This is a genomic window from Actinoplanes campanulatus, assembly GCF_014647795.1.
GTDB lineage: Bacteria > Actinomycetota > Actinomycetes > Mycobacteriales > Micromonosporaceae > Actinoplanes > Actinoplanes campanulatus.
In genome coordinates this window covers 467289-480942 of the sequence record NZ_BMPW01000001.1, presented here as the reverse complement: position 1 = coordinate 480942, position 13654 = coordinate 467289, and the positions used below count along the sequence as shown (strand labels likewise).

The following is a 13654-nucleotide window of genomic DNA, read 5'->3' as shown; positions in this document are numbered from 1 at the left end:
CCCATTCCCGGTACGGCGTACCCGCACCCGGCACCCACCCCGTCCCGTGGCACCGAAGGACCTTTCTGCAACACCGGCGTGTGCCCCGCTTCCGGGCTGACCTCGGTGGCCGGGCTCGCGATCTCCCCGCGACTCCATGTCTCCGCGCGGCCTCAGGCCGCCAGGCATCCGGGCTGCCGCTCCCGGCCGTCACGCCGGCCGCGCCAGGCGGGTGGTGGCGCTTCTACCGGTCGCCCCGAGGAACCCGCCGAAAGTCACTCACCGCTTTGCGCGCTTTGCCCGGCAGCTTTCGTGATCTTGGTGAGTTGACCACCTTCCGAGGTGGTCAACTCACCAAGATCGGCCCGAAAGGCCGCTGGATGGGTTCGTCGCTCACGCGGAGTTTCGGCCGGTCGGGGTTTCGGAGGTGAGCGCACACCAAAGCCGCCACGTGGGCGGCCGTCACGGCGATAGGCCACGTAGGCGACCACGACACTGCCGCCGTGTGCGCCCACCCGCCCTGGTGTGAGCGCGACCACCCGCACCGGGCGACCGGCGCTACTGCCGAAGCGGGCAACCCCGGTGCCTGGCCGGCAAAACCGCGACCACCTGCCTCAGGTGGCCGGTGTTACGGCGGAGGGCACCCGCGAGTGCGGCCGGCGACACCGTGGCCACCCGCCCGACGTGACCGGACGGCCGTGAGCGGCGGCAGATGGGGTCGGGGCGACTGGACCGGCCCGCCCGGCCATCGATCTACGCCCGGCGGGCGCGGCACAGGCCGCAGCGGGCAGCAAGATCGCGCCGAGCGGACGGGACGGCCCTGATCAGGCGGGGGCGAGGACACTCGTACCGCAAAAGGAGCGAAACGCGGACCTCGACCACAAAAGCCCTCTAAGGTCGTTCTGCTCCTGGCCATGGTCCGGGAGCCTGGGGCTGAGTGGCCGCGGGCCTCGTCGCGGTGCGGTGGATGCGCATGCCGCGGGCCTGGTAGTTGGCGAGGGCGGCGGGGCCGTCGAGGCTGCACGTGTTCACCGTGATGCGGCGGACCGGGGGCAGGCCGGGGTGGCGTTCCGGGAGAGTCCAGGCGTGCCGGAGGGCGACCGTGAGCAGGTGGCCGCCGATGCCCTGGCCGGCGAAACGCGACAGCAGCCCGAAGTAGGCGATCTCCACCTCGCCGGGGGAGTGGCCGTCCAGCTCGGCGTAACCGGCCGGAGTACCGCGGACCGACGCCACCCAGGTCTCCACGCCGGGCTGGTCCAGGTAGTCCTGCCACTGCTGCCAGGTCCAGGGCAGCCGGTCCGACCAGAACCAGTCACCACCGATGGCGGTGTAGAGGTAGCGGTTGAACTCGGGGCTGGGCAGCTCGGCGCGGGTGATGGTCACCGGGGTCGCGGGCTGCCCGGCCGGGCGCAGCAGGGCGGGGTCGTCCTGCTCCAGGTACCAGGTCGTGATCTCCACGCCGCACATCATGTCGTGTCGCGTTCCGGCCGGTCAGCCCCGGATCGCGACACGCGGGGGACCCCCGGTTTGGAGGTGGTGGTGGGGTTCGGATAAAGTTCTGACGTCGCCGGGGGAAACGCCGGAGGGCAACGCGGAAGTGGCGCAGTGGTAGCGCATCACCTTGCCAAGGTGAGGGTCGCGGGTTCGAATCCCGTCTTCCGCTCGGAGTGGCTTGCCACTGGAGGCCACCTCGGTGGAGTGGCCGAGAGGCGAGGCAACGGCCTGCAAAGCCGTGTACACGGGTTCAAATCCCGTCTCCACCTCGCAATACCAGGGCGATTGGCGCAGCGGGAGCGCGCTTCCTTGACACGGAAGAGGTCACTGGTTCGATCCCAGTATCGCCCACCAAAGTTTATGCAGGTCAACGACCCGTCGCCGAACATTCGGTAACGGGCCGTTGCCCGTTTTCCTGCTTACGTCGGAGCAGGTGGAGAGCGCAAGATCATTTTCGGATCCAGCTCCAGATATCCCGGGTGGATCGCGTGCAGAGGATGGGTCGACGCCGCCCGGACTCTGCCGCACACGCTGCGCCGTGTCGACGCCGGCGATATTCACGGTGCCGCCTGGACCGGGCAGGTCTTCGTGCTGACTCACCACCCCGAGGACGCCAAACCCGCCGACCGGGTCACCTTCCTCGACTGCGGCGTGGCCGAGGCGGCGCGGATCGCGCTGGCGGTTGGTCGAAGGCGGGCCGCGATCGATGTGCCGCGCCCCTGGATGACGAGAGTGCAGTCACCCAGGGGCTGTCTCACACCGGCGAGACAGCCCCTGGGAGCCGGCTGCCTACCCGTCGCAGGCGATCTTGTTGCGGTTCTGGTCCAGTCGCTGCCGGTCCTTGCCGACCACCTTGAGTGCGGTGAAACCGTGCTCGCGGAGCCAGGCGCACCGGTCGTCGGCGCCTTGAGGGAAGGCGATCGGCACGCATTGGGCGATCGTGCCGTAATTGCGGTCGCAGCCGTCGATCGTGGGCGCCACCCGGTGCGGGGTGGCCGGTTTCCGTTTCGCCTTCTGCCGGTCGGCGCCTGGCTGCCCGGCGAACCGCTGGATGAACGGTGCCGGCGTGGCGTTCCGGTGTGGTTTGGCCGGGGACCTGCCGGCCGCCGCCTTCCCCGGGGTCTGTTCTGGGGCGCCGGTGGTGCTCGTCGGCGCGGCCGGGACGGTCGACGGCAGGACCTGCTGCGCTGCCACCGAGGTGGTCCAGACCGGGGCCGGGTCGTTCTGTGCGGTGTAGGCCCAGTTGACGCCGCCGACCACGGTCAGCGCGGCCAGGACCACCCCGGCCAGTCTCATCCGGGTCATGCCGCCCTCTCCGCTTCGTTCCGGCGTCGGCATGAGTTCAACCCTGAGCCCGATGATTCGTTCGCAAGCTTGCTCATCCCACCTTCACCCACTTCGCGACCGAGGGGACTCCGTTGGTGCCGACCACGAACAGCATGTACCAGCCGGGCGGCGCCAGGTTGGGGTTGCTGGTCAGGTTGAGGTCGATCGAGTTGCCGTTCACGGTCATCGGCAGGTCGACGAACCGCTGGTTGGGATCACTGGAGTGGGTGACCGCGGCCGGGCGGATCAGCTCCGCCTTCAGTACCGGGCCGTCCACGGTGATCGTGTTCGAGCTGCCGTAGGCCCAGTTGGCGCTGGACAGGCCGGTGATCTGCGGCCGGGCGCCCCGGAACAGGTACGGCGGCGAGTAGACCGACACCCGCATGTCGAAGGTGCCGTTGCCGGGGTTGTCGCCGACCGCCATCACCCGGCCGTCCGGCAGCAGGAACGCCGACGAGTGGTAGCCGCGCGGCACCGGGTCGGTGGCCAGGCCGGGGGTGAACGTGTTGGCGGCCGGGTCGTACATCGATGCCTCGTAGACGGGGTCGGCCCGGTTGTGCAGCGCGCCGCCGGTCTCGAAGACCTTGCCGTCCGGGAGCAGGACCGCGGAGACGTACATCTTTCCCTGGTCTCCGGTCTGCGGAACGCCGCCGGTCAGTGTGCCCTGCGGGAGCGCCGGCCCCACCGTGTAGACGGGGGACGGCTGCTTGAGGTCGATGATGTCGGTGAGCCGGTGGGCGTCCGGGTTGCTCTCGATGTTGCCGCCGCCCAAGGTCAGCACCTTCTGGTCCTGCGCCGGCGGCAGGAGCACGCTCATCGACTGGTCCCGCTCGTCCTTCTTCCGCAGCCCGGGGACGGGCGTGATGGTGTTGGCGTGGTAGTCGTAGATCGCCGAACCGGTGCCGGGGGTGCCGTTGCCGAACACGTGGCTGCCCGTGTAGAAGAGGCGGCCGTCCTGCATCAGGATCATCGATGGGTAGAGGCCCCAGAAGTTCCACGTCTGGTTGGCCTCGTTGATGCCGAGCCAGCGCTCCTGGGCGGCGGAGAAGTACTGGGTGGCGACCATGCCGTGGGAGTCCTCGCCGAGGCCGCCCAGCGAGATGACGTCGCCGTTGCCGAGCATCGTGGCCGACGGATACCAGGAGCCCGCCGTCATGTCGTTGACCCGCTGGTAGCTGTTGGTCGCCGGGTCGAAGATGTACGAGTTCTTCAGTCCCTTGTAGCCGTGGCTGCCGTCCGCCGCCGGGTAGTCCTTGTTGCCGCCCATGACCAGCACCCGGCCGTCCTTGAGCTGCACGTGCCCGGCGCAGAACAGGTCCTCCGGCGTGGGCACGGCGGTGAACTGCCCGGTGCCCGGCTTGTAGATCGCCGTTGTGAAGGTCTTGGCGGCGAACGCGTCCGGATCGTTGCCGGAACCGGCGATCAGGAGCACGTCACCGTTGCGCAGCACCACGGCGTGGATGCCGCGGACCGGGGACTGGAACGGCATGACCTGCCAGGCGCCCTTCACGCACTTGTCGCCGGCGCTGCACGACTCGTCCGGCGTGGGCTGGGTGGCGTCGACCATCGTGTAGTCGTCGGTGAGCAGCGTCCCGTTGCCGTAGATGGTGACGCCCCAGACGATCTGGTCGGTGTTCGCCGGAATCTGCGGGGTCCGGACGGTCTGCGGCGCCCAGTCGGCGGTCACCGGCAGGCTGGCCAGATCGGTCCAGTACACCCAGCCCTGTGCCACGTCGTGCCGGAACATGGTCATCACCGTGTTCGGCGTGGTCGTCTTGTACCAGACCGACAGGTCGTACTGGTGACCCGGTGTGACGTTGGGGGCGCACGAGGTGTCCTCGAGCATCATGGCCTTGCGGTCGCCCTGGCCGGCGTTGGCCAGAGTCACCGACATGGACCGGGCGCCGCTGTGTGCGTCCGCGCTCACCGCGAAGGTGTGCCCGTTGTCGCCCCACCCGGACTGCTCCCAGCACACCGGAAATCCGTCGCCGGCGAGCGATTCCAGGCCCGGGTTGGCGATCAGGTTCGCGCCGGCTGACGCCGGGCGTTCCGGAAGAGCCATGAACAGTACGAGAGTGAGCACCAGCAGTTGGGCTATGTGCAGCCGGTTACGCCGGCTCAGCAGTGGTCGTGATCGGGTCATGGCTTCTTCCCGGCTCGGTAGATGAGCCTGTCGGAGATCAGGAAACGGACGGCGAACGACGTCACCAGGGTCAGCAGGTTCCCGGCCAGCACGCCCAGGTGCAGGCCGCTGACCAGCAGGGCCAGTAGCGGGATGCGCAGCAGCAGGTCGGCGTTGCCCATCAGGAAGAACCGGCCGAACCGGCTGAGTGGGGCGCGCCGCCGGTGGTTGCGGTAGAGCAGCGTGTCGGTCAGGGCGAAGTTCCAGACGACCGCCACCACGTTGGCCATCACCGCGGCGGCGGTGTAGTGCACGTCGGTGGCGTGCAGCAGCGCCCACAGCACGGCCTGGTTGGGCAGCAGGCCGGAGAGGCCGATCAGCGCGAACGCCAGCATCCGCAGCCGGCCCGGCCCGAACCGCAGCCCGGCCACGTGCTTGAGGAAGCGGATCCCCTCGGCGGCCGTCGATTTCGACTCCCCGGCGTGCCGGGTCTGGAACGTGTACGGCACCTCGACCACCCGGCCGGGCCGGTTCCGGACGACCAGCTCCAGCAGGATCTTGTATCCGAGCGGCCGCAGCTGCCCGGCGTCGAGCGAGCTGGCACGGATCGCGAACAGGCCGCTCATCGGGTCGCTGACCGCCAGCAGACTGTTGCGGAACAGGGTCTTGACCAGCAGAGTCGAACCGCGGGACACCAGCTTGCGGTAGCCGTCCGCGAGTCCACCGGTGCTGCCGCCGTTCGTGTACCGGCTGCCGACGACCAGGTCGGCGCCGTCGCGTAGCCCGGCCGCGATCAGATCCGGCACGATCTCCGGCGGATGCTGGAGGTCGGCGTCCATCACGACGATCCACTCGCCGCGGGCGATCCGCATGCCCTCCACCACGGCGCCGCCCAGACCGCCGACGCCCTCGTCGCGGTGGTGCACGGTGACCGCGATCGGGTAGTCCGCGGCCAGCGCGGCGATCACCTCGGGTGTGCCGTCGGTGCTGTCGTCCACGAAGACGATCTCGGTGTCGTCGTGCGGCAGCGCGGCGGCGAGACGTTCCAGCAGGGCGGCGACGTTGTCGCGTTCGTTGAAGGTCGGCACGATGATGCTCTGCCGCAGGGTGGTCGGCGCGGGGAGTACCCCGATCTGCCCGGGCAGCACGGCCCGGGTCCGGCCGGGCTTCGGGTTGCGGTCCAGCGACAGGGTCTTCTCACCGGGGGTGGCGGTGGCCTGATGGGGCAGACCGACGGCGGCCCGGCCCTGTGCCTGGGTCGTCATGGGTTCTCCTTGTCGATACGGCGGATCTCGATACGGCCGTCCGGTGGGCCGAAGCTCGCCTCGACCGTCGAGTTCGTCAGCAGGCTTCGCACGCCGGGCAGCGCGGACGGGTCCTGGCGCAGCGCGGGCGTCGAGACCAGGTAGTCGACGTCGCGCCAGCCGTTCGGCAGGCGGGCCGCCACGGCTGGGTCCAGGTCGAGCTTGTAGAACCAGATGACCTGCTGCTCCGGGAAGCCGGCCTCGACACAGTCCAGCCACAGGACGTCGTCGACCACCACGGTCGAGCCGGCCCGGTCCGGGATCGAGGTGCGCAGGTACTCGGCGGCGGCCGTGTACCCGGCGTTGTCGGCGGCGGTCAGCGCCCGCTGGTTGCCGGTCCACCAGCGCGGGCCGATCAGCACGGCGGCGAGCAGGATCGTCACGGTCGCCAGGGCGGGCCGCCACCAGCGGCGCCGGGCCGGGAGGCGGTGCGCCGCGACGTCCAGCATCCCGGCCGCCGCGATGGCGAGGAACGGCAGGATCTGTACGACGTACATGGCCGGGAGGTAGCCGCCCGGGCGCATGGCGACCAGCGCCAGGATCACGGCCGCGACGGCCGCCGGGCGCAGACGGCGTACGAACAGGGCCGGCACCGTGGCGGCCAGACCGGCCACCAGGATCACCGGGTCGTAGAAGAGCCACGACTCGACCAGCTCGTGCGAGCCGGAGCCGTCGGTGAAGATGCTGCCCGTGCCGGAGCGGTTGGCCAGCTGGAACTGCCACGCCCCGATCAGCGACACGTGACCGGGACCGGGGAACAGCTCGCCGCGGAGCAGCGCGTACAACGGGTAGAAGACGCCGACCAGTACCAGGCCGCTGGTGTAGCCGCCGACCGCCCACGGGCGGGTGGAGCTGCGGGCCGCGTTCTGCCACAGCGCCACGCACACCGCGGGCAGGGTGACCAGCATGGTTTCCTTGCTGAGCACGGCGATCGCGGTGGCCGCGCCGGCGGCCGTGTAGTGCCACAGGTTGCGGCGCGGGGAGAGGACCAGGGCCAGCGCGCCGAGCATCCAGGCAACGGCGAAACTGTCCAGGTAGATTTCCCGGTACATGGTGACGGTCAGCGGCGAGAGGCCGAAGAACAGCAGCGCGGCGGACGAGGACCAGACGGCCATTCCGAGCCGGCGGCAGATCAGGTAGACCAGCAGCACGCACGCCGCCACCACCGGGATCATGGCGACCCGGCCGGCGGTCACGGCGGGGCCGGTCACTCCGAAGACGTCCGGGATCCAGGAGAGGGCGGCCAGCTGGATCCAGGCCAGCGGCGGATGGTCGTACCAGTAGGTGTAGTGGGCCAGGCCCTTGCCGGTGGCGACCGCCCAGGCCTGCGCCAGGTACGTTCCCTCGTCGTCGCTGGCCATCGGGAAGCCGGTGATGTTGATGGTGAGAACCGCGAGTACGAGCGCGGTCAGCCCGGCGGCGAGCAGTCCTTCTCCGCCGGTGAGCTCGCGTTGCCGTACCCTCGCCGGTTGGTGATCGTGCTTCGGAAGCCGACGGCGCGGCAGGGTGGGCTCGAGGCCGCCGGCTCGCGCCTTGGGGATGACAGCGGTGCCGGCCGTAGCCTCGCTGGTAGTCGTCATGCTGTGCCTTCCGGTTCCACGGGAAGCCGCTCGGTGCGGTCGGTCATGCCGTACCGACCTCGGCGTTGTTGTTGATGTGCGCGCCGACGTGGGCGGTCAGCTCCCAGTTGCGGCGGCCGGTGTACTCGCGCCAGACGGCGCGCAGCGCCGCGACGCTCAGGACCAGGGCGTACGGGAACGCGCCGAGGATCAGCCGGGCATAGTGGACCGGTTTGATCTTGAGGTCGTACTGCTTGCCGAAGTCGCGCAGGCCGACCGTCTGGAAGACGATGTTGGCGGCCATCGGCACGACCGGTACGAAGGTGGCCAGCGCGATGCCGACCGGCAGATCGGCGAAGATCGCGGCGGCGATGCCGATCGGGATCGCGATGCCGGAGAAGGCCTGGAAGAACGGGCCGAGCAGGGTGTATCGGGCCAGCAGCCGCTGCCCGAACGACGGCAGCCGCCGCCACTCGCCCTTGCGCAGCACCTGCAGGAAGCCCTGATTCCACCGGGTGCGCTGCTTGAGCAGGCTGCCCAGGGTGTCCGGGGTTTCCTCGCGGGTGACCAGCGAAGCCTCGTACGCGACGACCACCCTGGCGCCCCGGCTGGACAGGCGCACTCCCAGGTCGCAGTCCTCGGCCAGGCAGGTGCCGTCCCAGCCGTTCGCGCCGCGCAGCACGTCGGAGCGGACGAACACGGTGTTGCCGCCGAGCGGGATGAACCCCTTGTCGGCGTGCAGGTGCAGCCGGCTGCGGAACCAGAAGAAGTACTCCAGGCAGTTGTGCAGGCTGAACCAGCTGGAGTGGAAATTGATCAGCTGGACGCCGCCCTGCACCACGTCCGCGCCGGTCGATCGGAACGCGTGGTCGACGTGCTCGAGCAGTTCCGGGTGCACCTGGTCCTCGGCGTCGAAGACACCGACAACGTCGCCGCGCACGTACGGCAGAGCGGTGTTCAGGGCACGTGGCTTGTTCTTGACCTCGTTGTGGTCGGTGACGACCAGGACGCGGCCGGGCGCGTTCTCCGCCGCCCGGTGTGCCACGGCGGCCGTTTCCGGGTCGTCGTGGCCGACGATCACGATGATCTCGTAGCCCTGATGGGTGGACCGGAGCAGCCGCTGGATCGTGTGCTCCAGCACGGACTGCTCGTGCCGGGCCGGCAACAGCAGGGAGAAGGTCAGCCGGTGGTCACCGTCCGGCTCGGTGAACCGGGTCCCGGCCAGGGTCTCCGGGGTGCGCCACGCGTGCATCGTCCACCAGAGGGTCACCGCCGCGAACGTGGCCAGCACAGCGGAGATGAGAATCATGACGGCGGCAGCCAAGGTCGTCGCCTTTCATCAATTGGGATCACGTCACCAGGAATGGAGCGGCCCGACCTTATCGCGGAATCATGTGCGCAATTCAAGTCGATCATCCGGGCTCCTGCTTCCCGGTGATTTGTTTCGCATTTGTTTCTGCCGGAAAATGCGTCGGATCGGCGACATCACGTCTATTCCGGTGACGAAAAAGTAGCCCGTACCGCCCATCTGAGCGTGTGCGAGCGGCAGGCCCTCCGGGTCCGGAAAGAACATAAGCCATGTCGGCTCTTTCCCGCGTCCCGCGTCCGAGGGAACGTCTCCCCGACGTCGTGGCTTCCCAGTGCTTCTAAAAAATACTTTCTGCCCGATTTACAGCATCTGGCGGTGCGAGCCGGACGACGAATATTCGGCTTTGGGGTGGTTCGGGTTGTGGCGGCGATGGACTTCCGCTTCCGTCGATCATCGGCGCGAGGTGAGTTACGGACGGGGCCTCGTCGGCGACAAGCTGTCTCGCCGACGGATGCTTTCTCATCCGGCGCCGCGTTGACAGCGTTATCCCCCGCACGACATGGACAACGAGAATTCAACCGGGGGGATGATGGCAACCGATTCCGTGTCCGATCTGGGAGCGGCGCTCGAGTGCCACACACTCGACACTTTCCTCTTCACCTTGACCGACCGTCACGCGGAGCCGCAACCATGAGCATCCGGCTCAGGGTCGGCTCGTGGCCTGCAACTGGTCGACCAGGAACCGGCAGAACCTGTCGTAGCAGACCCCGACCATGAGGCGGCTCAGCGCGTCGTTCGCCTGCGTCGATTCCGGTGTGCCCGGGAACATCTCGCGCAGCAGGGCGAACGTGTCGACCGCCTGCTGGAGTTGTTCGGCCGCCATGCAGTCACGGCCCAGGTCGAGCAGCGTCCGGGCGATCTGCTGCGGGTCGGCGGCCTGTCCCTGGGCGATGAGCTCGTCGAGTGTGAGTTTGCCGAGGGCGATGTTGCGGTCGGCGCGGCGGATCCGGTCCGCGTAGGTGGCGTGGCCGAGGTGGTGCAGCCGCAGTGTGGCCGCGGGCACGGTGCCCTGGTCCGGGGGCGAGGAGCCGGGCCCGGCCAGCCGTTCGTGTACCCGGCCGGTCCAGGAGAGCGAGCCGGGCCGGTAGAGCCGGGTCTCGAGCTGGGTATGGGGACCGGCGTGGTGCGCTCCGTCGACCTGTACCAGGAGGGCGTCCGTGGTGACCTCGGCCAGCAGCCGCCGCAGCGCGCCGGGGTCGGCCGTCACCCGGTGGTCGGCGTCGACGGCGAGGATCCAGGTCGCCGGGCAGCCCTGCTGTGCCTCGTTGCGGGCGGCCGAGAAGTCGTCGTGCCAGCCGCCGTGGGTGACGGTGGCGCCGTACCGGGCGGCTACCGCCGGAGTGCTGTCGGTGGAGCCGGTGTCGTGCACGTGGATCTGGTCGACCACGCCTGCGAGCGACTCCAGGCAGGCGGGCAGCATCGCGGCCTCGTTCTTGACGATCAGCACCGCGGCCAGCAGTGGCCGGGCCATGAACATCTATTCGGCAGGCCGGGCCGCGAACTGAGCGGATCAGCCGCTGCGAACGGGCAGGCGGCCGCGCGGACGGGTGGGCCGGTGGTTCAGCCTGGCCCGGACCTGTTCGGCGCGGGGGTGGCCGAGTTCGTCCAGGACGTCCAGCGCGTGCCGCCAGTGAGTGTGCGCGGTGTCGATGTCACCGATGGTCCGGCAGGTGTCACCCAGGTTCATGGCCGTCTCGGCCTGCTGGTACCGGTCGTCGAGGTCGCGGAACAGGTCGAGGGCATGCTGGTAGCACTCGGTGGCGTGCTGGTGGTGGCCGAGGTGGAGGTGGATGTAGCCGAGGCTGTCCCAGGTGGCGGCGGTGCCGTGGCGGTCGCCGAGCTCCTGGTGCAGGGCGAGGGCCCGTTGGCAGTGGGTGAGGGCCAGCTGGTGGTCGCCGAGGTGTGCGTGGTGCCACCCGACGGCGTTGAGCGCGGTGGCCTGTCCGCTGCGGTGGCCGGCGGCCTGGTAGAGGGCGAGGGCCCGCTCGTCGTGGGGGAGGGCCTGCCGGTGTTCGCCCTGTTGTGCGGAGAGCCGGGCGAGGGTGCGGTGGCTGAGTGCCTGTCCGGCGAGGTCACCGAGCCGGCCGAACAGTCCGAGGGCGTGTTCGAGGTGGGTGCGGGCGTCGTCGTAGCGACCGAGCCAGGTGTACGCCACCGCGATGCCCCGGTGGGCGTGGGCCTGGGCGTGCCGGTCGGCCATGCGTCTGGTCGCCCGCAGGGCGGCGGCATAGGTCGCGGCGTGGTCGTGCCAGTGCCCGCGCCGGTTGAAGTAGGTGGTCAACGCCCAGGCGAGGTGCCAGATGTGCGTGTCGATCCCGGCGTCGGCGGCCCGGTCGATGGTGGCGAGCAACGCGGCGTGTTCGGCGGTGAACCAGGCCAGCGCCTCGTTGTGGTCGCCGAACTCCTCCGGCGTGGTCCCGGCCGGCGGCGGGCCGGGGATGATCGGATCGCGGTGCGGGGCGAGCTGCCGGTCCGCGGCGTGCGCGGTGTGCAGGTAGTGGTCGAGCACGCGGCGCAGCGCCGCGTGCCGCTCACCGGCGGGGTCCGCGCAGTCCGCGCCGGCCTGTTCCGCCGCGAACAACCGGACCAGGTCGTGCATGCGATAGCGGCCGGACACCGGCTCATGGAGCAGGTGCGCGGCGATGAGCCGGCGCAGGAGGACGCGGGCGGCGGCCGGCGACAGGCCGGCGAGACTCGCGGCGGCGGGCAGGCCGATGTCCGGGCCCGGCGCGAGGCCGAGCAGCCCGAACATCCGCGCGGCGTCCCGCGGCAGGGCCATGGACGAGCACGACAGCACGGTACGGAGACTCACCGCCAGTTCGCCGCCGTCCAGCGCGTCCAGCCGGGTGGTGGACTCGCGCAGTTCGGCGGCCGGCGCCGCGAGCGGCAGGTCGGGGCGGATCGAGGCGCGGGCGGCGACGACACCCAGCGCCAGCGGTAGACCCGCGCAGTGCCGGAGGAGCGCGGTGACCGCCTCAGGTTCGGCGGCGACCCGGTCGGCGCCGAGGTGGCCGGTGAGGAGTCGGCGGGCATCGGCCTCGGTCAGCACGTCGAGCGGGAGTGGCCGGGCACCGTGTTCGGTGATCAGGCTGGTGAGCTGGTGGCGGCTGGTGACGAGCACCGTGCCGGTGGCGGGCACCAGCGGGATCACCTGGGCGCTGTCGCGGGCGTTGTCCAGGACGATCAGCATCCGGCGATCCGCGACGAGGCTGCGGTACAGCGCGGCCTGCGTGGTGGGATCGGGCGGGATGGCCTCGGGCGAGACCCCGAGCGCGTCGAGGAACCCGCGTACGGCCACGGCGGGCGGCACCGGGTCGATGGCCGGGTCGAACCCGCGCAGGTTCACGTAGAGCTGCCCGTCGGGGAAGCGTGACAGGTTGTCGTACGCCCACCGTAGGGCCAGCCAGGTCTTTCCGATGCCGCCGGTGCCGTCGATCACCGAGATCGTCACCGCGCCGCCGTCCTGATCGGCCCCGGCATCCAGTGTGGCGGTCAGTTCGGCCAGCTCGCCGGTCCGGCCGGTGAACGCGCGCGGCGGCGCGGGGAGCTGGCGCGGGACCGGAACACGCGCGGCGGCCGCGGTCGACGGCCGGGCCCGCGGCGCGACGGTCAGGGCCGGGTCGGCGGTCAGCACCCGCCGGTGCAGGTCACGCAGCGGTGGACTGGGGTCGATGCCCAGATCGTCGGCGAGGTGCAGCCGGATCCGCTGGTAGCACGCCAGCGCGTCGCCCCGCCGGCCGGCCCGGTACAGGGCCAGCATCAGCTGACCGGCCACGCGTTCGTCCAGCGGGTGCGCGGCGGCGCACGCTGGCAGCTCGCCCAGCAGTTCCGCGTGCCGGCCGCAACGGAGCGCGGCCTCGTTGCGGTCCAGTTCGGCGGCCCATCGAGCCATCTCCAGCTCGTCACGGACCGCGGTGAGCCACGGCGTGTCGCACGTGGCCAACGGCGATCCGCGCCACAGCGCGAGCGCCCGGGCGAGCAGCACCGCGGCGGTCTCGTCGTCGGCCGTGCGGGCTTGCGCGACGAGGCGCCGGAACCGGTGGACGTCCACAGTGTCGGGATCCGCCGTGAGCACGTAGCCGCCGGGCCGGCGGGTGATGGTCACGTCATCGGTGGCCAGGGCCTTCCGGAGCCGGGACAGGTAGCTGTAGAGCGTGCCGCGTGCCCGCTGGGGCGGATGGTCGCCCCACACCCGGTCCAGGAGCCGGTCCAGCGGCACGACCCGGTTCGTGTCCAGCAGCAGGGCCACGAGCACGTAGCGCTGCTGGACGTGGCCGACGTCGACCGGGCGGCCGTCGATGTGGACCTCCAGGTCGCCGAGCAGGCGGAACTCCACAGCCATCTCGACCACCGCCTCAGTGCCAGCGCCCCCGGGTACGTCCGTACCGCTCAGCCTGGCCGGTGCGGCGCCCACGGTTCAACACTCTGTCACCGACCCGATCCTGGAACGCCCTGACCGGCGCATTCAAGGATTCGCCAACGTTTACCCACGGTCGCCCAC

At 70.4% G+C, this 13654-nt stretch carries 8 protein-coding genes and 3 tRNA genes; 3 read left to right on the top strand and 8 right to left on the bottom strand.

Annotated elements, in window-relative coordinates:
* Window positions 1-870: 870 nt before the first annotated feature.
* Window positions 871-1446 carry a GNAT family N-acetyltransferase gene (locus IEZ13_RS02090; protein ID WP_229794451.1) on the bottom strand — a complete coding sequence of 192 codons (576 nt, stop codon included), beginning with the start codon at window positions 1444-1446 and terminating at the stop codon, window positions 871-873.
* Window positions 1447-1570: 124 nt separating this feature from the next.
* Between IEZ13_RS02090 and IEZ13_RS02085 the strand changes: the two genes are divergently transcribed.
* The 3 genes from IEZ13_RS02085 to IEZ13_RS02075 all read left to right on the top strand — a co-directional run bounded on the left by IEZ13_RS02085 (window position 1571) and on the right by IEZ13_RS02075 (window position 1827).
* A tRNA-Gly gene (locus IEZ13_RS02085) sits at window positions 1571-1642 on the top strand.
* Between the two features lie 29 nt (window positions 1643-1671).
* Window positions 1672-1742: transfer RNA gene (locus IEZ13_RS02080), tRNA-Cys, on the top strand.
* Between the two features lie 10 nt (window positions 1743-1752).
* Window positions 1753-1827, top strand: a tRNA-Val gene (locus IEZ13_RS02075).
* Window positions 1828-2262: 435 nt separating this feature from the next.
* Here IEZ13_RS02075 and IEZ13_RS02070 read toward each other — a convergent pair.
* The 7 genes from IEZ13_RS02070 to IEZ13_RS02040 form a co-directional block, all read right to left on the bottom strand.
* A complete protein-coding gene (locus IEZ13_RS02070) occupies window positions 2263-2778 on the bottom strand; it encodes a hypothetical protein (protein WP_183216059.1) in 516 nt (171 codons plus the stop codon).
* A gap of 73 nt (window positions 2779-2851) precedes the next feature.
* Window positions 2852-4942, bottom strand: coding sequence for a galactose oxidase early set domain-containing protein (locus IEZ13_RS02065; protein WP_183216057.1), 2091 nt, complete (start codon window positions 4940-4942; stop codon window positions 2852-2854).
* Complete coding sequence (locus IEZ13_RS02060) at window positions 4939-6186, bottom strand: glycosyltransferase (protein WP_183216055.1); 1248 nt, start codon at window positions 6184-6186, stop codon at window positions 4939-4941. Before IEZ13_RS02060 ends, IEZ13_RS02065 begins: the two co-directional genes overlap by 4 nt.
* Entirely contained in the window at window positions 6183-7805 is a 1623-nt protein-coding gene (locus tag IEZ13_RS02055) for an ArnT family glycosyltransferase (protein ID WP_183216053.1), read from the bottom strand. Before IEZ13_RS02055 ends, IEZ13_RS02060 begins: the two co-directional genes overlap by 4 nt.
* A gap of 43 nt (window positions 7806-7848) precedes the next feature.
* Entirely contained in the window at window positions 7849-9108 is a 1260-nt protein-coding gene (locus tag IEZ13_RS02050; RefSeq protein WP_229794409.1) for a glycosyltransferase, read from the bottom strand.
* Window positions 9109-9796: 688 nt separating this feature from the next.
* On the bottom strand, window positions 9797-10624 hold the full coding sequence (locus tag IEZ13_RS02045) for a glycosyltransferase family 2 protein (protein ID WP_183216049.1): 828 nt from the start codon (window positions 10622-10624) through the stop codon (window positions 9797-9799).
* A 39-nt stretch (window positions 10625-10663) separates the two neighbouring features.
* Window positions 10664-13495, bottom strand: coding sequence for an AfsR/SARP family transcriptional regulator (locus IEZ13_RS02040; RefSeq protein ID WP_183216047.1), 2832 nt, complete (start codon window positions 13493-13495; stop codon window positions 10664-10666).
* Window positions 13496-13654 lie beyond the last annotated feature (159 nt).

Coding starts and splice junctions, on each gene's coding strand:
- IEZ13_RS02090 (WP_229794451.1), bottom strand. CDS start 1,446: ATGTGCGGCGTGGAGATCACGACCTGGTACCTGGAGCAGGACGACCCC.
- IEZ13_RS02070 (WP_183216059.1), bottom strand. CDS start 2,778: ATGACCCGGATGAGACTGGCCGGGGTGGTCCTGGCCGCGCTGACCGTG.
- IEZ13_RS02065 (WP_183216057.1), bottom strand. CDS start 4,942: ATGACCCGATCACGACCACTGCTGAGCCGGCGTAACCGGCTGCACATA.
- IEZ13_RS02060 (WP_183216055.1), bottom strand. CDS start 6,186: ATGACGACCCAGGCACAGGGCCGGGCCGCCGTCGGTCTGCCCCATCAG.
- IEZ13_RS02055 (WP_183216053.1), bottom strand. CDS start 7,805: ATGACGACTACCAGCGAGGCTACGGCCGGCACCGCTGTCATCCCCAAG.
- IEZ13_RS02045 (WP_183216049.1), bottom strand. CDS start 10,624: ATGGCCCGGCCACTGCTGGCCGCGGTGCTGATCGTCAAGAACGAGGCC.
- IEZ13_RS02040 (WP_183216047.1), bottom strand. CDS start 13,495: ATGGCTGTGGAGTTCCGCCTGCTCGGCGACCTGGAGGTCCACATCGAC.